This window comes from Streptomyces coacervatus, from assembly GCF_029223485.1.
GTDB lineage: Bacteria > Actinomycetota > Actinomycetes > Streptomycetales > Streptomycetaceae > Streptomyces > Streptomyces coacervatus.
Map to the genome: position 1 here is coordinate 530,198 of NZ_JARHTP010000004.1, position 18,821 is coordinate 549,018.

Here is an 18,821-nt window from a genome sequence, read left to right on the forward strand (position 1 = left end):
GGCATCGTCGGCGAGAAAGCGCCTCCCAGAAAGACAGTCAGATGCGGTGCGCGCGCCCGCATTTCGGCGATGGTCCGTCCTGGTGAGAAGACACGCCGGGCAATAAGCTCACAATCGGATATCGCCGCAGGTCACGGCTGTTGGAAAATTCCTGTGCGCGGCAACTCGGATGGCGCACCTCCAACGAGCGGGCCACCCGTTCGCATCCGCCCCGTCGCCGGTTTCACGCACGCCATTTAGCGTTGCCTCATGGGCGAATGACGTGGCCGCGGCCCCGTCGAGAGGGGTGATGAATGTCTGCGTCCGAACTGGCCGAACTGGCCGAAGAGGAGGAGCGACGGAAGAAGCGCGCTCCTTGGGGCGTAATAGCGCTTGTTCTGCTGACCGGCATCGCGCTCATTCGGAACGGTTCGGGCGAGTTCGACGTGGGGCCGCCGCAGCCCGCTTCTGCGGCGGCCGCGGACAGCCACGTCGCCGGCGTCGGCGCCGTGGGCGCCGTCGACACCGTCCAGCCGCTGCCGTTCGCCCCGCCCGACCGGGTCAGGATCGCCACGATCCGGGTCGATGCACCGGTCCTGCCGGTCGGCCTGGCATCGGACGGCTGGGTCGGTGCACCGCCCCCCGAGGACCCGAACCTGGCGGGCTGGTTCACCGGTGCCGTCTCCCCCGGCGAGAAGGGCACGGCGGTCGTGGTCGGCCACGTCGACAACAAACAGGGCCCGGCCGTGTTCTACAACCTCGGGGCGCTGAAGAAGGGAAATCGCGTCGAGATCGCCCGCAAGGACGGAAAGACGGCCGTGTTCGAAATCTACGGCATCGAGGTCTTCGAGAAGAACAACTTCCCCGGCGACCGTGTCTACGCCTCCAAAGGCACCGCGGAATTGCGGGTCATCACCTGTGGAGGCGGTTTCTCCAAAAAGCACGGTTACGACGGGAACGTCGTCGCCTTCGCCCGCCTGGTCGAGGTCCGCTGAGCGTTCCCCGGCCGGGCGGGCGGAATCCGGTTATGCGTAGCGCCGTCTCGGCACGGTGATGTGGTAGCCGGAATCCAGCAGATCCGGCAGATAGTGGCGCAGGGCCCGGACGCTCTGTGAACGGTTGCCCCCGGCGTCGTGCGAGAGGACCACGACGCCGGGGGCAGCGCCGTCCTCGACCCGGTCGACGATGGTGCGCGTGCCGGGCGTGGTCCAGTCGAGGGTGTCGACGGTCCAGGCGAGGGGCTCCATGCCCATCTCGGCGCCGAGTTGGAAGGCCGCACGATTCCAGGCGCCGTAGGGTGCACGGAACCACAGGGGCCGCTGGCCGTAGGCGTTCTCGATGACGTCGCTGGTGCGTTTCATCTCCCAGCGGATCTGGGACCGCTTCAACTGGGTCAGCAGGGGGTGGGTCCAGGTGTGGTTGCCGACGATATGGCCGTCGTCGGCCATCCGTGCCAGCAGGTCCTGGTTGTCGACGGCCATCTCCCCGCACACGAAGAACATGGCACGGACGTCGTACTCGGCCAGGGTGTCCAGGATGTGCGGCGTGTAGCGGGGGTCGGGCCCGTCGTCGAAGGTGAGCACCATGGTGCGACCGCGTCCGTACACGCGCAGGAACGGTTCATGCCGTACACGGGTCCTGTGCGGCGCTGCGCGGGCCGGCGCGTATCCCGTCAGCGGCTGGAGGCGGTAGCCGGACGGCTCGGGCACGGAGCTCGCCTGGGGGCCGGGGAATGGGGCGGGAGCGGGCGCGACCGGCCGAACCGGCTCGTCGCCCCCGCCCGACGCGAGCACACCGGCGCAGCCGGCCGCGCCCAGAGCGGCGGCGCCGGCGATCAACGCCCCGCGCCTCGTGAGCAACTGATCCTTCTTCATGACTCATCAGTCGCCCGAATCAGGACCGACGCTCCCCAACAACACCGCACCGGCCGCAGGAAAACACACGCCCGGCCCAAGCGATCGGGCGTCGCCGGGGCTCACGCAGAGTGATCACATGATGTCGAGGTCGCGCAACTGCTGGTGTGAGCGGTCAGTGGCGGCGCACCAGCGGGAACGGCAGCGTCTCACGGATCGTCAGGCCCGTGAGGAACATGACCAGTCGGTCGACGCCGATGCCCAGTCCTCCGGTGGGCGGCATCGCGTATTCGAGGGCGTCGAGGAAGTCCTCGTCCAGCTCCATCGCCTCGGGGTCCCCTCCGGCGGCCAGCAGGGACTGGGCGGTGAGGCGGCGGCGCTGTTCGACCGGGTCGGTCAACTCGGAGTAGGCGGTGCCGAGTTCGGTGCCGAAAGCGACCAGGTCCCAGCGCTCGGCCAGTCGTGGGTCGGTGCGGTGCTGGCGGGTGAGCGGGGAGACCTCGGTCGGGAAGTCCTTGTAGAAGGTGGGGAGTTGGGTCTTCTCCTCCACCAGGCGTTCGTACATTTCGAGTACCACGTCGCCGCGGCCGTCGTCCGCCGTGTACGGGACACCCGCGCGGTCGCACAGCCGGTGCAGCGCCGGCAGCTCCGTGTCAGCGTCGACCTCCTCCCCCAGTGCCTCCGATATCGCGCCGTAGACAGTCTTGACCGGCCAGCCGCCCGAGATGTCGTACTCCTTGCCCTCCTTGCGGGCGACGGGTGCGCCGAAGGCGGCGGTCGCCGCCCCCTGGATCAGTTCGCGGGTGAGGTCGAGCATGACGTCGTAGTCGGCGAAGGCCTGGTAGGCCTCCAGCATCGTGAACTCGGGGTTGTGCTTGTAGGAGACGCCCTCGTTGCGGAAGGTGCGGCCCAGTTCGAAGACCTTCTCCAGGCCGCCGACGCACAGCCGCTTCAGGTACAGCTCGGGCGCGATGCGCAGGTACAGGTCGAGGTCGTAGGCGTTGATGTGGGTGGTGAAGGGGCGGGCGTTGGCGCCGCCGTGGATCTGCTGGAGCATCGGCGTCTCGACTTCGAGGTAGCCGCGTTCCAACAGGCCCTGGCGCAGGGCCTGTACGGCGGTGGAGCGGGCGCGGACGACCCGACGGGCGTCGGGGCTGGAGACCAGGTCGAGGTAGCGCATACGGACCTTGGTCTCGGGGTCGGCCAGGCCGCGGCGTTTGTCGGGCAGCGGGCGCAGGCACTTGCCGATCAGTTGCCAGGAGGTGACGAAGACGGTCGGTTCGCCCTTGTCGCTCATGGCGGCCCGTCCCGTGGCGGTGATGTGGTCGCCGATGTCCGTGTCGGCGGTGAAGCGGTCGAGGGCAGGGCCGGAGTCCTTGCGGGTGAGGGCGAGTTGGTGGTCGCCGGACCAGTCGCGGAGCGTGACGAAGACGATGCCGCCGAAGTCGCGCACCAGCATGATCCGGCCGGCGACCGTGACCTGCTGGCCCTCGCGGACGTCGGCGAGGGCGTGGGTGCGCACGGGGATGCCGACCGGATAGGGGTCGGTGCCCTCGGCGCGCAGCCGGTCGAGGGTTCCGTGCCGGATCCGGACCTGTTCGGGCAGGCCGGCATACGGATCGCCGGGCCCGGCCTCGCCCCCTCCGTCGAGGCCGAGCGCCGACAGCGACGGCAGGCCCTCGGTGGTCGCGGGCCTGGACGCGCCCTTCGGGTGCCCCTTTCCCCAGAGTTTGCGCAGGGACGGTACCGAAACGAAACCTTCGGCGATGCCGGAGGCCAGCCCGATCCGGGCGAGGGAGCCGGTGTCGCCGTAGCAGATGAAGCGCGGATACCACTCCGGCTGGTACTTGGCGTTGGAGCGGTAGAGCGCCTCCAGCTGCCACCACCGGGAGAAGAACAGCAGCAGGCGCCGCCACAGCCGGAGCACCGGTCCGGCGCCGATGCGGGCGCCCTCCTCGAAGGCCGAGCGGAAGACCGCGAAGTTCAACGAGATCCTTCGCACCCCCAACTTCGGTGCTGCCACGCACAGTTCGGCGACCATGAACTCCATGACCCCGTTGGGTGCGGTGCGGTCACGGCGCATCAGGTCGAGGGAGACGCCGTCGCGGCCCCAGGGCACGAAGGAGAGCAGGGCGAGCAGGCGGCCGTCCTCGCTCAGTGCCTCTACGAGGAGGCAGTCGCCGTCGGCCGGGTCGCCGAGGCGGTCCAGGGCCATGGAGAAGCCGCGTTCGGTCTCGGTGTCGCGCCAGGCGTCGGCCTTGTCGATCACCTCCTCCATCTCCTCGTCGGTGAGGGTCGCATGGCGGCGGATGCGGCAGTGGGCGCCGGTGCGGCGCACCCGGTGCACGGCCTGCCGGGTCACCCGCATGTCGCGGCCGTCGAGGTCGAAGCCGGGCACATGCAGGATCGCCTCGTCGCCGAGCTGGAGCGCGCCGAGTCCGGCGCGGGCGAAGGCCTTGGCGCCGTCCTCCGAGGCACCCATCGCGGCGGGCGCCCAGGCGTGCCGGCGGGCCACGTCCAGCCAGCCGGCGATGGCGTGCGGCCAGGCCTCCCGGTCGCCCACCGGGTCACCGCTGGCGAGGCAGACGCCGGCCTCGACGCGGTAGGTGACGGCGGCCTTGCCACTGGGCGAGAAGACGACGGCCTTGTCGCGGCGGGTGGCGAAGTAGCCGAGGGAGTCCTGCTCGCCGTAGGCCCCCAGGAGGGCGCGGATGCGGGGCTCCTCGTCGCCGTGCAGGGCGCCTTCCAGGCGCTGCGAACGGAACAGCGTGGCAGCCGCGTTGAGGAGGGCGAGGGCGCCGAACAGGCCGAGCAGGAAGAACAGGGCGCGCGGTGGGCGGCCGTCGAAGGAACGGCCCGAGACCAGGCCGCCGCACACCCGGTTGGCGGCCCACAGCAAGCGCTGGCCCTCGGGCAGGGTGCCGGGGAAGGCGGCGACCAGGCCCCAGCCGGCGAGGATGCCGAGGACGAGTCCGGCCAGCAGCACAACGAGGGCACGGCGTACGGCGGCGCGGCGGGAGGCGGCGTAGAACTCCCCGCGGGCCACGATCAGCACGGCGAGTGCGAGCGAGCACACGACCAGGGACGGGATGGACTCCGCATACAGGCCGAGCGCCACACCGAGGATGTCGTCGAGGACCAGCAGGCCCAGGTAGACGACGACCAGCCACCAGGCGATCTTCTTACGGGCCGCGGTCGCGGCGGCGAGCAGGAAGAGGAAGACGGCGTAGGCGAGGTTGGCGCTGACGGGGACGATCAGCAGGTCGAGGAAGCGGACGACCGGGCGCAGCAGAGCGCGCAGCGGCGGGACGAGGGCCAGCAGGCCGCAGAGCAGGCCGAGGGCGCCGAAGAAGGCCGCGAAGACCTCGGGAACCTTGCTCATCGGCCCGTTTCCGGGCGGCCGTATCGGGCCCGTGGTGTCCTTGGGCGGGGAGGCCTCCACAGTGGCACTCATGGTTCCGACTGTAGGAAGGGCTCGGCCGCCTCGCCCGTCGAGAGGTCCCGCATGGCGGCGGGACCTGCGGTTTCCGATAGCCTCACAGCCGTGACGGAACAGCACTCCCACCAGTTCGAGCGGGGCACCGACGGACCCAAGGTCATCGTGGTCGGGGTGGACGGCTCCGACTCCTCGATGCGCGCGGCGGCATATGCCGGTGGCCTGGCCCGGCGCCAGCATGCGCTGCTCGCCGTGGTCTACGTGCAGCCGGTGATGGCCGCGGGCGCGGCCATGGGCGCGCCGGTCGCCGAGACGACGGACGAGATCGCCGAGGATCTGGTCGCCTACATCCGCGAGGCGACCGAGCGGATGAAGGGGATATTCGACGTCCGCTGGGAGTTCCACACCTTCCGCGGCGACCCTTACGGCGGCCTGGTGAAGGCGGCGGACGAGCTGAAGGCGGACGCGGTGGTGGTGGGCGCCTCCGAGCAGGCCGGCCACCGGATCGTGGGCTCGGTGGCGGTGCGGCTGGTGAAGGCGGGGCGGTGGCCGGTGACGGTGGTGCCGTGAGGCGCGGTGACGTCATGTGAGGCGCCCGCCCCTCGTCCTCCCCGGCCCGCGGTACGAATCGAATCTTGGGACACGTTTTACGAAACGCGTGCAACTGCGGCCCCCGCCGCCGTCATCTGACAGGGAGTCGGGCCTCGTCAGGGCCGGAGACCGAGAGAGCGGGGCAGATCGTGGGACGGCGCAAGGGCAGCATAGGGATCGCACTCGTCACCGGTGTGGTGCTGGTGGGCGCGAGCGCCTGCGGCGCGGGCGGTAGCACCAAGGCGAGTGCGGACGACGCGAAGGCGGCGGGAAAGCCGGGTGCGAGCGCCTCTCCCTCACCCACGAAGCCCGCGGGCCCGCCGATGCTCCTGGAGACGATCACCCCGCAGACGGGAACCACGGTCGGCGTGGCCATGCCGATCTCGGTGGTCTTCACCAACCCGGTTGCGGCCAAGGCACGGGCCACGGTGGAGAAGCACATGAAGGTGAGCGCCTCGCAGCCGGTGGCCGGTGCCTGGCACTGGTTCGGCGACAGGCGCGCCGACTGGCGCCCGAAGACGTACTGGCCCTCCGGTACCACGGTGAAGATCGACGCCGACATGAACGGCGTCAGCAACGGCAACGGACGCTACGGCGTGCACAACTACACACACACCTTCAAGGTCGGCGACGATGTACGCGCTGATGTCTCGGTGACCGGCCACACCATGAAGGTGACCCGGAACGGCAGCACGGTGCGCACCCTGTCGATCAACGCGGGCAGCGCCCAGTATCCGACGTGGGACGGCACGATGGCCGTCATCGACAAGCAGGAGAAGGTCCACATGACCTCCTGCAGCGTCGGCATCAGCTGCGACAAGGGCAGCGCCAACTACTACGACCTGACGTTGCCCTGGGACATCCACCTCACCCAGTCCGGCACCTATGTGCACTACTCGACCGGCGACCCGAATCCGGGCAGCGGCAGCGCCCGGGGTTCGCACGGCTGTGTCCACCTGTCCCTGTCGGACGCCAAGTGGTTCTACGGCCAGGTCAAGCAGGGCGACCCCGTCACCGTCACCGGCTCACCCCGCGGCAAGGCCCCGGCCGACAACGGCTACGCCGACTTCAACCTGGGATGGGACGAGTGGCTCGCGGGCAGCGGCTCCGGGCAGGGGACGACCGCGACGCTGTGACGGGCCGCGATGGCGGCTCCCGGCATGCGGCTGCGCGCCGACCGTCCTTCACTGGAAGTCGGTGACCGCCCGCGACAGCACGGGAGACGACATGGCAGGACTGCTGGGAAGGACGGGCACCCGCGTCCGGTGTGCCGCGGGTGCGCTGCTCATGGTGTGCGCCGTGGCCGGTGTGGCCGGGTGCTCCGACAACTCGGGATCCCCGTCGAACGTGCAGAGCCGGGCGGCATCGGCCGCCTCGGCCGTGGCTTCGGCGGCCTCCTCCGCGGTTGCCTCCCTGGCCTCGGAGGGCGCCTCCGCACTGGCTTCGGCGTCGGCCGAGGCCAACCGGAGACTGGACGAGGTGAAGAACGGAATCGACGCCACGGGCGACGTGCACCTCGGCGTCCCGACCCCGGCCGACGGCGGGCGGAGCTCCGTACAAGTGACGGTGCACAACACCGCGGACTCCGCGAAGTCGTTCGCGGTGCAGGTGAACTTCCGCGACGGCGACGGCAATCTCCTGGATGCCACCGTCGTGACGGTCGGCGATGTCGGCTCCGGAAAGGACGGTACTGCCACGGCCCGCAGCAATCGCAAGCTGAGCGGCACCATCCGCGCCGAAGTCGGCAGGGCCGTGCGCTACTAGGCGCGGGACTGCGCAGCCTTGGGCAGCACGGCGGGGACCAAACGCGAGCGCCTCACCAGAACTCTCACGTTCTGGCTGCGTCCGGCCTTCGCGTTGCGGGTCGTCAACCGCTTCCAGAAGATCGTGGGCTTCGACCGCTCGATGGCGCTCGCGTCGAGCGCGCTGACCGCGCTGATTCCGCTCGCGGTGCTCGGCGGCGCCTTTCTGAGCAGCTTCGTCGACTACGACGCCGCAGAGCGGATCATCAGGCGATACGGCCTCACCGGTAAGGGCGCCGATGCGGTCAACTCACTCCTGAGCCCGGCCGAGGGCACCGGCGTGAGCGTGAGCGCCCTCGGGGTCGTGTTTCTGACCATCTCGGCACTGAGTTTCGCCCGCGCCGCGCAACGGCTGTTCGAACAGACCTGGGAACTCAAGCCCCTCAGCGTGCGCAACACGCGCAACGGCTTGATGTGGATCCTTGCGCTCGGCGCCTATGCAGCGGTCACCGGCTGGCTCCAGGCGTTCCTCGGCGGGGACCGGCTCGGTCTGGCGGCCACGTTGTGCGAGGCCCCGCTGACCGCAGCCTTCCTCCTCTGGAGCGGCCGCGTCCTGTCCGCCAAGCGCATCGACTGGCTGAGCCTGCTCCCTTTCGGCGTCATCGGGGCTGCTCTGACGGCGGCCTATTCCCTGGGTGCGACCGTGTATCTGCCGGGCCTCTTCAACTCCTACACCGAACGTTTCGGAGCGTTCGGTGCCGTCTTCGCGATGATCTCTGCACTGTTCTCGGCCATGCTGGTGATTGTGGCGTCGGCGGCGCTGGGGCGGGAGGTGCACGAGGAGCTCACCCGGATCCGTGAGGGCGACCGGCCTTCCGACCACGAGGTTCGCCAGCAGTGGGACACCATCGTCGAACAGGCTCGTTCGCGTTGGCGCACCGCACGAGAACAGGTCTCCCACCGCCGGTCCAAGGACCGGGACCACCCGTAGGCCCGCCCGCCGCTAGGTCGTGTCCGTAAAGTCCCGTCGTCCGCCCGGAGGGCGGGCGTCGCGGCGTCTGCCCGGTGCGGCGAGAGTGCGTGCCAGGCGTCGCGGCGCAGGCGGGACTTTGCGGACACGGCCTAGCTTGATCTTTAACCTGTGCGCCGTGGGCGAGGGGTGGTTGACTTCTTCTTCTTCCGTTTCGCAGTGTCCGTTTTGCGGACTGTGTGGACGTCGTGGCGCGGGGTCGGGCGAGCGTTCTTGCGGCCTGGCGGCCGCCCTGGCCCTGGGCTGGTGGGTTTCGGTGCACCAGCCGGGCAGGTGGCCTTAGGCCGGAGGTGCCGAAAGTCGCGCCGGATGCGGGCGGGAGTGAGCTTGTGCGGTTCGCTGGGCCTCTCCCAGGGGCGTCGCAGATCGGCTGCCAACGGGAGGGCGGGCGAGCCGGAGCTGGGCATGGACGGCGAGGATCAGCCAGGTCCATCGGTCAGCCGCCTCGGGGGTGCGGATCTTCGGGCAGGTCCAGCCCAGGGTCTGCTTGAAGAACCGGAAGGTGTGCTCGATGTCGAAGCGCCGCAGGAACGCCTGCCAGAGCCGGTCGACCCCCGCGGCGGTAGCGCCGGTGCCCGACCACCACAGCCACACCGGCTTCGGGGTGGCCCCGCTGGGCAGGTGCTCGACCCGCAGATGGATCACAGTGCCCTCAACGACCGGGAGGGCGCCCAGCTGGGCGGTCCAGGCGGACCGGTGGGTCAGCCGCGGGTGAAGGCGGTCCCATGCTTGTGCGGTGGCCTTCCCGCAGAGGCGGGTCTCGTTCACTGTTTCGACCTCGGGCGTGTTCCAGGTGGCCGGATCACCGAAGACGAACTCGCCGCCGTGCCGTGGCGGGCGGCCCATGGTGTGCGGTTCGCGCGGCGGGACGGCCCGGCGCAGGACGCGGTCCGAGCACATCCGCCCAAGCACCTGCACGGGCAGGTCGTTCAGGAGGAAGGCCAGGCGGAGCACGTCGTAGCCGGCGTCGACCACGATGAGGATGTCCGGGTCGCCCTGGTGCCGTTGCCCGGCCTCGATGAGGCGCTCGATGAGCTCGCGCATCTGCCGCGCGGTCACCGTGGCGCCGTCGTCGCCCGGAGCCAGCCGCAGCGCGTCCAGCGGCGCGGTCCACGAGCTGCGGCCCGTCTCCAGCGCGCAGATCACCGAGTACGGCCAGCCCGGAACGGGAATGTGCTGGTCCTTGCCGCGGCCGTGGGTGTGGCACAGGACCCGCTCGGGCGAGGTATGCGCATCCGGCCGCAGCCAGCAGGTGAGGTCAGCGGCCAGCACGAGCCGACCGTCGGCGGCCCGTGGCAGCGGGACTGTGGCCACGGCTCGCCGCAGCCGGGACACATCCACCCGCCCCGCCGTCAGGGCGGAGTAGAGGCTGCCGTGCCCACGGCGATGCTCGCCCACCAGCGACCTGACCGGGCCGTCCGCACACAACACCGCATCCGCCAGGTCGAACAATGCGTCCGCACGCGAGGTCAGACACGAGTAGAACTCGCCCCGGAAGCGTGACAGTTCGGCGAACGGCTCCACCGGAGCAGCGTTGTGCAGCAGACTCATCCCACGGCCTTCGTGCTGAGCATGTGTGTCCTTGGTCGGAGCACATGATCAGCCGAAGGCCGCCTGCACGTACGGGAGTTACCGTCACGAGTGATCGAGTTCGAGGTCGCATTCGGACCTTGACCTTAAAGATCAAGCTAGCCGTTCATCTCCCCCTCAAAGACTCACAGGTTTCCCGAGGAGGCCTACGGCTGACTCGGTGACGTTCCAGACGCCGTCCGCGACCCCTCCAAGTGGGCCAGGAGCGGCCTGAGCGGGGGTGGCTAGCGTGATACTGCCAAGTGCGAGAAGGACGGTTGCTGCTCCCGCGGTGACGAACCGGCGTACAGGGGTCATGTGGCAGGCTTCCTGAAAATGTGTGCTCGTTGGCACAGGTGTGAATGGGCTGGGAGTATTCCCGGTCGCGGCCCTGCTGTACCGGTATTCCCGGCGTGATGGCGCTCGGAAGCTCCCGAGGAGCGCACGAGACTCACCGACGTGCCTGAGGCCAGCGAGCACCCGTCGGATCGGCCGCTTCCCCCGAGCATGGTCAGGCAGCAGACTCACCTTCACGGCCTTCGTCGTGGTCACGTGCATCCTTGGTCGGAGCACATGATCAGACGAAGGCCGCCTCAGCGTCCGGCGAACACCCAGGTGAACGACCTAGTTCGAGGGCCGATTCGACTCACCGGTAACCTGCATCACCATGATGCGCGCTTGGATCCTGCCGATGCTGCTTGTGCTCAGCGGCTCAGCCGTCGCGGCCGGGCAGATCTTCCAGGGGAGCCCCGGCACAGCCGCAGCACTCCTGCTGGCGTTCCTGGCGCTCGCCGGCGTGAACTCACCCCTGATCTTCCCGAGGTCGATCGGTGCGCAGGAGGCACAACGCCGCAGCGCGGTCGACGGCCGACCGGTCGTCTTCTGGCGGCCCGGCTGCAAGTACTGCATACGACTGCGCATCCGGCTGGGCCGCGGCGCCCGCCAGTTGCACTGGGTCGACATCTGGCGCGACCCGGCAGGAGCCGCAACGGTGAGAGCAGCCAACGACGGCAACGAGACCGTGCCGACCGTCATCGTGGCGGGCCAGCCACACACCAACCCCGACCCCGAATGGGTGCGCGGACAGCTCTCCCCGTCCGTGTGATCAGAAACCGCACTCTACGGAGAGCCACCCGCAGCCCCAGGCGCACGGAGGTTAAAGGACAAGCTAGGGCAGTGAGGCCAGTGCCGCGGGCCGGGGCCGCACCGCGCCTGCGGCGACCGAGCCGAGCAGCAGTTCGGCCAGGTCGTGGGGGTTCGCCCGCTCATCGGTCGGAGCTGCTGCTGCGATCCGGTCCAGGCGGAAGCCCCGGCCGGCCCGCCGTGTGCGGCACCAGGCGATGAGGTACCAGCGGCCGTCGGCGGTGAGCAGTCCGGCCGGTTCCACTTCGCGGTCGCTCTCGCGTCCTGCCGCGTCGACGTAGGACAGTCGCAGCACCCTGTTGTCGGTGAGGGCCTGTTCCACTGCGGCGCGGACCGTGGAGTCGGTCCGCGCCGGCAGCGCGACGATCCGTGCGGCGAGCTCCCGGGCCGCCGCCGAGGCTGGAGCGGTCATCGAGGCCGTGATCTTCTGGTACGCCGTGCGGGCCGCCCCGGCATAGGGGGCGGAGGCGTCGGCCGCGGCCAGCGCGGCGGCCAAGGCCCAGGCCTCATCCGTCGTGAAGTGCATCGGAGGTAGCGTCGTGGCCGGGTCGATCGTCCAGCCCCCGCCTCGCCCGGGTGTGGTGCGCACCGGGACGCCGGACTCCATCAGCGCCTGCAGGTCACGCTGCACCGTGCGGGTGCCGACCTCGAACCGTGCGGCGAGCGCCGCGACCGTCAGTAGCCGCGGCGCCGACGCGCGCAACTCTTCGACCAGCGCATAGAGCCGGGCAGTGCGGTTCATGACGGCGACGCTACCGTCCCTCCGTGGTCAGGAATTCCCGTTCACGTCCCTGTTCCCGCTCGGTGACGGTCAGCGGGAACAGGGTGAATCCGTGCATCGCGCCGGCGACGACGCCGAGTTGCACGGGCGCACCCGTCGCCTGCCACCGCTGGGCCAGGAACAGTGAGTCGTCCAGCAGCGGATCCTCGGTACCGACGACGATCCGGGCGGACGGCAGACCGGTCAGGTCGGCGAAGAGCGGTGAGATTTCCGGGTCGCGGCGCTGCTCCGCCCGCATGCCCGGTGTGAACAGCTCGTAACTGCCGTGCAGCGTCTCGGTGTTGCTCAGCAGCCGCCTGGGGCCGAACAACCGCTGGCTCGGTGTCATCGACAGGTCGTACGGGCCGAAGAGCAGGTGGGCCGCCCGGAACGCGCCGGTGATGCGGTGCCGGTCGCGAAGGCGCAGCAGTGTCACGACGCTCAGGTGGGCGCCGGCTGATTCGCCGCCGATCAGGAGCCGCTCGGTGCCGAACTCGGCTGCGGCGTGGTCCACCAGCCATCGGGCCGCCGCTTCGCAGTCGTCGGGTCCGGCGGGGAACGGGTGCTCCGGTGCCAGCCGGTACTCCACGCTCACCACGGCCAGCCGTGCCCGTACGGCGAGCCGCCACAGCCTCTCGTCCTGCCCGTCCGCGGAGCCGAACGCCCAGCCACCTCCGTGCAGGTGCAGATATACGCCGTCGATGCCGTCCGGCACGAACGCCCGCACTCGCACCCCGCCTGCCACGACGCGGTCCTGGCCCTGTGGCAGTCTCACCGGTGGCGTGTGGCCGCCCAGCCGGTTGCGCCGCAGGAGCGCGAGCATGGTGGCGTCCGGCGCCTGCCCGCGGGTGGGACGGCTTGCGGCAGTGGCCTCGAACTGCTCGTTGAATGCGAGGGTCTCGGCGAGGCAGTCCTCATCAGTGATCGTCATGACGTCGACGGTCGCAGGTGTCCGCGACAACACCCTGTCACCCTTTCCCAGTGAGCTGTGTCACGGCACTAGAGTTCTGCGTCGGCCGGGACAACTCCGGTGCGACACGGGGGGATTGAGTGCTGATGGGATCAGTTGGAAGACGCAACAGGCGCGGTGCGGTTGTGACCGCTGTGCTCTGCGCCGTGGCCGCCGTGCTGCTGCTCGGCGCGTGCGGGACGCAGGTGGCCGGCCGGGGGACGTCGCAGTCGCCGACCGGGCCGATCCCGTGGACCATTGGGGAGCCCTCGGAGGTGACCGGGGCCCGTCTCGCCGACGGGGGCCGCACGCTGCTCCTCGACGCGCAGGTGCCCAGTGGCGCGCATGCGTGTGTGCGGGAGCTCAAGGCGGTGCTCACCGACCCCGTGCAGGAGGACCTCGTGCGGGTCCAGATCAGCTTCTACTCCCCGGCGGGGGACCGGAGTTCCGGCTGTACCAAGGAGAGGTCGGCCACGGCGCGGGTCCGGCTGCCCGCCCCCTTGGGCAGCCGGAAGGTGGTCGTCGACAATTACGTGCAGTTCACCGCCGACGGCGCCCGGCCGCCCGCATTGCGGCTGTGCGGGAAGCTGGGTTGCACGCCGCCGGCGACGGGCTGTACGGCCGCCTCCTACGACCAGGCGCTGATGGCGGTGGACGCGCCCGAGCACACGTACCGGGACTCTGAGGAGTGCGACGGCAAGTGGCTGGTGCTGGACTTCTCCTGGCGGACCGGACCGGCCTGCGGCGACGGGTCGGCGCCCGGCTGCTCGTCCCGGCTCGGTGACCGCTGGTTCTTCCGGGCCCGGAAGTCCGGCTGGGTGCCGATCGCCGAAGGGGTGGCCGGAGGCTGCCGGGACGTGCAGCGCAGGGAGCCGGATTTCCCGGCCTCGCTGTGCAAGGGGCTGGCTCCGCTCTCTCCCTCGCTGCACCCGAGTTTTCCGCCCGTGTCGGCCTCCCCGAGCCCTTCCTAGAGGGTGCGGAGGAACTCCAGCAGGATCCTGTTGAAGACCTCCGGCTTCTCCATGTTCGGGTAGTGGGCGGTGTCTTCGACGGTGTGGGCACGCCCGTCGGGGACGGCGCGGGCGAGGCGTTCGGCCGCGTCGAGCATCTCGGGGGGCTCCAGGGTGCCGTTGACGGTGAGCACCGGGACGTCGATCTTCGGCAGGCGGGACCAGGAGTCGGTCACGCGCTCGTGCCAGTCCTTCTCACCGGGCGTGTGCTTCGACATCGAGTTGAAGGCCATCTCCTTCAGCCGGCGCGCGATGTCCGGGTCGACGTCGTCGGCACTGCGGTACGGGCCGGGCACGACCCGCACGAACACATCGAGCCAGCCCTCGAGGTCACCGGCGCCCAGCGTGCGGGCGTACTCGGCCTGGATCTCCCGGGTCCAGTCGTCCGTGTACTGGAAGTCCCCGGTCGCGGCGCCGCAGGTGACCACGGCGCGCACGAGCTCCGGGTATTCCAGCACGGTGTCGGTGGCGATCACGCCGCCCATCGACAGGCCGACGAGGACCGCGGGGCCCGCGTCGAGGTGGCGGAGCAGGGCGGCGAGGTCGTCGGCCCAGCGGAACGGCTTGGTGGCGTTGGCGGAGGATCCGTGGCCGCGTACGTCCGGGGCGATCACGCGGTACTCGGCGGCGAGGGCCGGTATCTGGTCGTCCCAGACACGGTGGTCGACGTACCCGGAGTGGAGGAGGACCACGAGGTCACCGGAGCCGGTGTCGAGATAGGCGAGGTCACCGTCGGAGGACGGGAAGAAGCGAACGTTCGAAGCACCATTCATGACAACCAAGGTGTCATCTTCGGAGGGTTTTGACAACCGGGATGTCATGATGGCCGGGTGAACGACATCGACAAGCCCCTCACCCCCGACGAGCTGGGCCACCGCCTCACCGAGGTGTTCGACCTGGTCGGCCCGCTGTACCGGCGCGCCCTGCGCAAGGTCGAGCAGGGCGAAGCGGTCGAGGGGGTCTCCGTCGGCGTCCGCGCCGTGCTGGATCTGCTGCGGCAGCACGGGCCCATGACGGTGCCTCAGATGGGCCGGATCCTGACCCTGAGCCGGCAGTTCGTGCAGCGCATGGTCAACGACGCGGCGGCCCAGGGGTGGATCGAGGTCACTCCCAACCCCGCGCACCAACGGTCGTCCCTGATCGGGCTCACGGAGGAGGGCCGGGCGACCATCACGGCCGTCCTGGGCCGTGAGCACTACCTGAACCGGCAGGTCGGCGGCGATCTGACCGACGCCGAAGTCCGGGCGTGCGTACGGGTGTTGACGGAGCTGCTGAAGACCTTCGACCACGTGGACCTGGACTGAGCCGACGAGTGGCTACTGCCCCATCGTCAGCCCGTCCTTGGCCGCGCCCCGGCTGAGCACCACGTTCCGGATCGCGTCGCGCACGCCCTTCACCTCGGCGCCCCGGGCGATGGCCTGGTTGAGGTCGACCACCCGCCCGGCGTCGACGTCGAAGAGCTGCGGGACGAACTCCGCCTTGGTGACCTCCCAGCAGCCGCCCGGCCGGGCGGGCCGGGTGAAGGTGAAGCGGCCGAGGGTGGACTGGTTGGCGCGCGGGTCCTGGGCGCCCTCCTTGTTGTACATCTCGCCGGCGACCTGGTCGCCCAGGCCGTAGACGACCCAGGTGCCGTTGACCTTCTCGTACGCCTGCGGGACATGGGCGCGGGTGCCGAGGATGAGGTCGACGTCGGGCCGGCCGCCGGTGCGGGAGGCCGTGAGCTGCTGGGCCAGGGCGAGCTGCTGCTGGTCGGGCGCATCCTGCCATTCGGTGCCCCAGTGCACGGAGACGACGACCACGTCGGCTCCTGCCCGCCGGGCCGCGCGGGCGTCCTCGATGATCCTGTTCTCGTTCAGGAGGCTGACGGCCCACGGCTCGCCCTGGGGCAGCGGGATGCCGTTGGTGTCGAAGGTGTAGGCGAGGTGGGCGACCTTGGCGGGGCCTGCGCGCAGCATCGTGACCGTGCGCGCCTCGGCCTCGCTCCGCGCCGTACCGGCGTGCCGCACGCCCACGCCGTCGAGGGCGTCGAGGGTGCGGCGGATGCCGTCGGCGCCGTCGTCGAGGCTGTGGTCGGAGGCGGTGGAGCAGCCGTCGTAACCGGTGGCGGCCAGGCCCTGGGCGACCTCGGGCGGGGACTTGAAGACGGGGCGGCCGGTGTAGACGCCGTTCGCCCCGTAGACGGTCTCCATGTGACACAGCGCCAGATCCGCGCGGGCGACGACGGGTTTGATGCCGGAGAACATCGGCCGGAAGTCGTAGCCGACGCCGCCGCCGTCGAAGCGGGCACGGTCGATGATCGAGCTGTGCGGGATGACGTCGCCGGAGGCGACCAGTGTGAACTCCCGGGCCGCGGGCGCACCCGGGGCCGGGGCCGCCGGGTGTCCGGCACGGGTGGACGCCTGGTGATGCTGGGTCTGGCAGGCCGCGCCCGCGGTCAGAACGGCCATGAGGGCCACGGCGACCTGTCGTCTCCGTGCAATCATCAGCTCACCCCACTGTTGTCACATTTACGCACAAATAGATATGAAAAATAGGTACGAAGCTGAGTGCGCCCCCAAACAACCCCGGCGCCCCGATTAGCCCGTCCGGCGCCCGCGAACGGGCGCCCGGGACCGTTCGCGGGCTGTGCGGGACCGTTCGTCGTACCGTTCGTCGACGCGATCGACCGTCCGCCGCAGATCCCGGTACGGGCCCTGTCCCGAAACGGCACCCTGCGATGCCATACGGCCATGACGGCCGGAACCACCCTCACGAACGCGACGACCGCCGAGCACGAGCTCGCCGCGCTGCAGCGCGAGCACGGCCGACCCCTCTTCGCACTCCTCCTCCGGCTCTGCGACGGCGACCGGCAGCGCGCCGAGGACCTCGTGCAGGAGACCCTCGTCCGCGCCTGGCAGCATCCCGAGGCGCTGCGCGCCGACGACTTCGACTCCGTACGGCCGTGGCTCATGACCGTGGGACGGCGGCTCGCCATCGACGCACGGCGGGCCCGGCAGGCGCGGCCGCCCGAGGTCGGGGACGCGGTCCTGGAGAACGCGCGGGTGATCGGCGACCATGCCGAGCGGGCCGCCGCCGCCCTCGATGTACGCGAGGCTGTGAAGACACTCACGCCGGAGCACCGTGAAGTCCTGGTGCTCGTGTACTTCCAGGGGGCGAGTGTGGCGGAAGCCGCCGAAACCCTAGGAATCCCGCCCGGTACGGTGAAGTCCCGCGCGTACTACGCGCTGCGCGCCCTGCGCCGGGTGCTTCCCGGATATGCGGCCGACCTGCGGTGAAACCGTCGGCTGAGTCAAACCTCCGTAAAGCGCCTTGCTGAGGACCCCGGTTGAGCAATCAGCTGTCCTCATCCGTGTTCCGGACTGGGGGCTCGGGGTCCCGCGACCGGGGCCCGGAGTCGGGCGACGCGCACGCACCGGAGGAAGGCAGGAAGGGATGCTGCACAGAGGTCAAGAGAGCACGGACGGCACCGGCGGCGGTGAGCTGGTCGTCCCCATGGCCTGGCTGTATGCCGAGTACATCGCCGACGAGCTGCTGCGCACCGGCGACCTGATGCCGCCGACGTCCTTCGAGTTCCGGGCCGGGCGCGACGCCCTGGCGCTGACCGTCTTCCTCTCGGACACGGACGGCGAACTCCCCGGCATCCGGGTGGTCTCCCAGCTGGAGACCTGGCTGTCGCTGACGGCGTACGACCAGCCTTGGCAGGACTGGGTGCGCGAGCGGATGGCGAAGCTCGCCGCCGAGGCAGCCGAATCCGGCGGCCCCGCACCCGACTTGGAACTGGCCCGGGCCGCCTGGCGCTGGCTCGAGGAGACCGAGCTCCTCGCGCCCGACCTGAACGCGGTGCCGGGCGGCGCCGCGATGGTCGGCGAGGACGAGGGTCCGAAGGTGTGGACTAAGGCGTGGCAACTGGGCCTGCCCCTGGGCCACCTCGCCATCCACCTTTTCTGAACTCGTTCCGAACCGGACCAATCCGCGGGCCCGGCCGCTCCGAATCCATTGGTTGCGATTCTGTGCGGGCCTTGAGTGATTCGACTGTCTGGTGCGTACCGGTGGGAGCAAGGAGTAACCCCACCCGCACCCAACGGCACGAGGATTCGGCATGAGGTCCCAGGAGAGGCATCGCGACGTCGCCGCGTACGCGCTCGGCGTGCTGGACGAGGCGGACGCCTTCCGCTTCGAGGACCACCTCATGGAGTGCGCGCGCTGCGCCGCTCACGTGACCGAATTCGGGCCCATCACCCGGCAGATGATGCTGTACCGCCGGGCGACGCCACGGTTCGTGAGCCCCATGACCAGGCCCGGCCCGCAGCTGCTCGACCGGCTGCTCGGCGCGGTGGCCACCCGGCACCGGGCCGGCCGGCGGCGCTTCCTGTACGCCGTGGCCGCCTCGGTGGCGGTCGCCGCGGCCGGACCCGGAATCATGATGGCCACGGCCGGCGGCGACAAAGCCGTACGAATCACCGCAACTGACGCCAAGTCGGGCGTGTGGGCCCGGGTGACGACGGCGGACGACTACTCGGGCAGCGTGGTGAAGCTTGAGGTGAAGGACGGAGCGGGGCCGCGCTCCTGTCGTCTGGTCGCCGTCGGCCGTGACGGTTCCGAGCAGACCGTGACCAGCTGGACCGTGCCCAGCCATGATGCGCGGCCGATCACCATGCGGGGTGGCTCCGCCATGCATACCGGTGAGATCGCGCGGTATGAGCTCCGCACGGTGGACGGGGAGCATTTGGTGACGCTGTCGGCGCGCTGAGTGCCCCGT

17 protein-coding genes and 1 pseudogene are annotated in these 18,821 nt (G+C 70.2%); 11 read left to right on the forward strand and 7 right to left on the reverse strand.

The window, feature by feature from the left end:
* The first annotated feature begins 293 nt into the window (after positions 1-293).
* Positions 294-974, forward strand: a complete 681-nt coding sequence (locus tag P2Q00_RS13340; RefSeq protein ID WP_275772627.1) for a class F sortase — start codon at positions 294-296, stop codon at positions 972-974.
* 30 nt (positions 975-1,004) lie between these two features.
* Here P2Q00_RS13340 and P2Q00_RS13345 read toward each other — a convergent pair whose 3' ends face one another.
* Positions 1,005-1,853, reverse strand: a complete 849-nt coding sequence (locus tag P2Q00_RS13345) for a polysaccharide deacetylase family protein (protein ID WP_275772628.1) — start codon at positions 1,851-1,853, stop codon at positions 1,005-1,007.
* A 154-nt stretch (positions 1,854-2,007) separates the two neighbouring features.
* Complete coding sequence (gene lysX, locus P2Q00_RS13350) at positions 2,008-5,286, reverse strand: bifunctional lysylphosphatidylglycerol synthetase/lysine--tRNA ligase LysX (RefSeq protein ID WP_275772629.1); 3,279 nt, start codon at positions 5,284-5,286, stop codon at positions 2,008-2,010.
* 90 nt (positions 5,287-5,376) lie between these two features.
* On the opposite strand from lysX, the gene P2Q00_RS13355 reads away from it, so the two are divergent.
* The 4 genes from P2Q00_RS13355 to P2Q00_RS13370 all read left to right on the forward strand — a co-directional run bounded on the left by P2Q00_RS13355 (position 5,377) and on the right by P2Q00_RS13370 (position 8,592).
* A complete protein-coding gene (locus tag P2Q00_RS13355; protein WP_275772630.1) occupies positions 5,377-5,838 on the forward strand; it encodes a universal stress protein in 462 nt (153 codons plus the stop codon).
* A gap of 170 nt (positions 5,839-6,008) precedes the next feature.
* The gene (locus P2Q00_RS13360; RefSeq protein ID WP_275772631.1) at positions 6,009-6,995 is read left to right on the forward strand and encodes a L,D-transpeptidase; all 987 of its coding nucleotides are present in this window, start codon (positions 6,009-6,011) and stop codon (positions 6,993-6,995) included.
* 91 nt (positions 6,996-7,086) lie between these two features.
* Positions 7,087-7,623, forward strand: a complete 537-nt coding sequence (locus tag P2Q00_RS13365; RefSeq protein WP_275772632.1) for an FxLYD domain-containing protein — start codon at positions 7,087-7,089, stop codon at positions 7,621-7,623.
* A gap of 18 nt (positions 7,624-7,641) precedes the next feature.
* On the forward strand, positions 7,642-8,592 hold the full coding sequence (locus P2Q00_RS13370) for a YhjD/YihY/BrkB family envelope integrity protein (protein WP_275772633.1): 951 nt from the start codon (positions 7,642-7,644) through the stop codon (positions 8,590-8,592).
* Between the two features lie 143 nt (positions 8,593-8,735).
* On the opposite strand, the pseudogene P2Q00_RS13375 reads toward P2Q00_RS13370, so the two are convergent.
* Positions 8,736-10,182, reverse strand: a pseudogene (locus P2Q00_RS13375) (NF041680 family putative transposase).
* 685 nt (positions 10,183-10,867) lie between these two features.
* Between P2Q00_RS13375 and P2Q00_RS13380 the strand changes: the two are divergent.
* The gene (locus P2Q00_RS13380; protein WP_275772634.1) at positions 10,868-11,305 is read left to right on the forward strand and encodes a glutaredoxin domain-containing protein; all 438 of its coding nucleotides are present in this window, start codon (positions 10,868-10,870) and stop codon (positions 11,303-11,305) included.
* Positions 11,306-11,368: 63 nt separating this feature from the next.
* Here the strand turns inward: P2Q00_RS13380 and P2Q00_RS13385 are convergent, their stop codons facing one another.
* A complete protein-coding gene (locus P2Q00_RS13385; RefSeq protein WP_275772636.1) occupies positions 11,369-12,085 on the reverse strand; it encodes a helix-turn-helix transcriptional regulator in 717 nt (238 codons plus the stop codon).
* A 10-nt stretch (positions 12,086-12,095) separates the two neighbouring features.
* Positions 12,096-13,034: an alpha/beta hydrolase gene (locus P2Q00_RS13390; protein ID WP_275772637.1), complete on the reverse strand. Its 939-nt coding sequence runs from the start codon at positions 13,032-13,034 to the stop codon at positions 12,096-12,098.
* Positions 13,035-13,198: 164 nt separating this feature from the next.
* Between P2Q00_RS13390 and P2Q00_RS13395 the strand changes: the two genes are divergently transcribed.
* On the forward strand, positions 13,199-14,023 hold the full coding sequence (locus tag P2Q00_RS13395) for a hypothetical protein (protein ID WP_275772639.1): 825 nt from the start codon (positions 13,199-13,201) through the stop codon (positions 14,021-14,023).
* Here the strand turns inward: P2Q00_RS13395 and P2Q00_RS13400 are convergent.
* Positions 14,020-14,835, reverse strand: a complete 816-nt coding sequence (locus tag P2Q00_RS13400) for an alpha/beta fold hydrolase (RefSeq protein WP_275772640.1) — start codon at positions 14,833-14,835, stop codon at positions 14,020-14,022. The two genes, P2Q00_RS13395 and P2Q00_RS13400, sit on opposite strands and share 4 nt — an antisense overlap.
* A gap of 57 nt (positions 14,836-14,892) precedes the next feature.
* Here P2Q00_RS13400 and P2Q00_RS13405 point away from each other — a divergent pair, with 57 nt between their 5' ends.
* Entirely contained in the window at positions 14,893-15,366 is a 474-nt protein-coding gene (locus P2Q00_RS13405) for a MarR family winged helix-turn-helix transcriptional regulator (protein ID WP_275772641.1), read from the forward strand.
* 12 nt (positions 15,367-15,378) lie between these two features.
* Here P2Q00_RS13405 and P2Q00_RS13410 read toward each other — a convergent pair whose 3' ends face one another.
* Complete coding sequence (locus P2Q00_RS13410; RefSeq protein ID WP_275772642.1) at positions 15,379-16,545, reverse strand: CapA family protein; 1,167 nt, start codon at positions 16,543-16,545, stop codon at positions 15,379-15,381.
* A 246-nt stretch (positions 16,546-16,791) separates the two neighbouring features.
* Here P2Q00_RS13410 and P2Q00_RS13415 point away from each other — a divergent pair, with 246 nt between their 5' ends.
* The 3 genes from P2Q00_RS13415 to P2Q00_RS13425 all read left to right on the forward strand — a co-directional run bounded on the left by P2Q00_RS13415 (position 16,792) and on the right by P2Q00_RS13425 (position 18,812).
* A complete protein-coding gene (locus tag P2Q00_RS13415; RefSeq protein WP_123969136.1) occupies positions 16,792-17,337 on the forward strand; it encodes a sigma-70 family RNA polymerase sigma factor in 546 nt (181 codons plus the stop codon).
* Between the two features lie 157 nt (positions 17,338-17,494).
* A complete protein-coding gene (locus P2Q00_RS13420) occupies positions 17,495-18,010 on the forward strand; it encodes a hypothetical protein (RefSeq protein ID WP_275772643.1) in 516 nt (171 codons plus the stop codon).
* 151 nt (positions 18,011-18,161) lie between these two features.
* The gene (locus tag P2Q00_RS13425; RefSeq protein WP_275772644.1) at positions 18,162-18,812 is read left to right on the forward strand and encodes a zf-HC2 domain-containing protein; all 651 of its coding nucleotides are present in this window, start codon (positions 18,162-18,164) and stop codon (positions 18,810-18,812) included.
* The last annotated feature ends 9 nt before the right edge of the window (positions 18,813-18,821 follow it).

Bases quoted from the DNA above. Each gene is read 5' to 3' on its own strand.
- P2Q00_RS13425 (WP_275772644.1), top strand. From the start codon at position 18,162: ATGAGGTCCCAGGAGAGGCATCGCGACGTCGCCGCGTACGCGCTCGGC.
- P2Q00_RS13380 (WP_275772634.1), top strand. From the start codon at position 10,868: ATGATGCGCGCTTGGATCCTGCCGATGCTGCTTGTGCTCAGCGGCTCA.
- lysX (WP_275772629.1), bottom strand. From the start codon at position 5,286: ATGAGTGCCACTGTGGAGGCCTCCCCGCCCAAGGACACCACGGGCCCG.
- P2Q00_RS13420 (WP_275772643.1), top strand. From the start codon at position 17,495: ATGCTGCACAGAGGTCAAGAGAGCACGGACGGCACCGGCGGCGGTGAG.
- P2Q00_RS13365 (WP_275772632.1), top strand. From the start codon at position 7,087: ATGGCAGGACTGCTGGGAAGGACGGGCACCCGCGTCCGGTGTGCCGCG.
- P2Q00_RS13385 (WP_275772636.1), bottom strand. From the start codon at position 12,085: ATGAACCGCACTGCCCGGCTCTATGCGCTGGTCGAAGAGTTGCGCGCG.
- P2Q00_RS13415 (WP_123969136.1), top strand. From the start codon at position 16,792: ATGACGGCCGGAACCACCCTCACGAACGCGACGACCGCCGAGCACGAG.
- P2Q00_RS13400 (WP_275772640.1), bottom strand. From the start codon at position 14,835: ATGAATGGTGCTTCGAACGTTCGCTTCTTCCCGTCCTCCGACGGTGAC.
- P2Q00_RS13410 (WP_275772642.1), bottom strand. From the start codon at position 16,545: ATGATTGCACGGAGACGACAGGTCGCCGTGGCCCTCATGGCCGTTCTG.
- P2Q00_RS13345 (WP_275772628.1), bottom strand. From the start codon at position 1,853: ATGAAGAAGGATCAGTTGCTCACGAGGCGCGGGGCGTTGATCGCCGGC.
- P2Q00_RS13390 (WP_275772637.1), bottom strand. From the start codon at position 13,034: ATGACGATCACTGATGAGGACTGCCTCGCCGAGACCCTCGCATTCAAC.
- P2Q00_RS13340 (WP_275772627.1), top strand. From the start codon at position 294: ATGTCTGCGTCCGAACTGGCCGAACTGGCCGAAGAGGAGGAGCGACGG.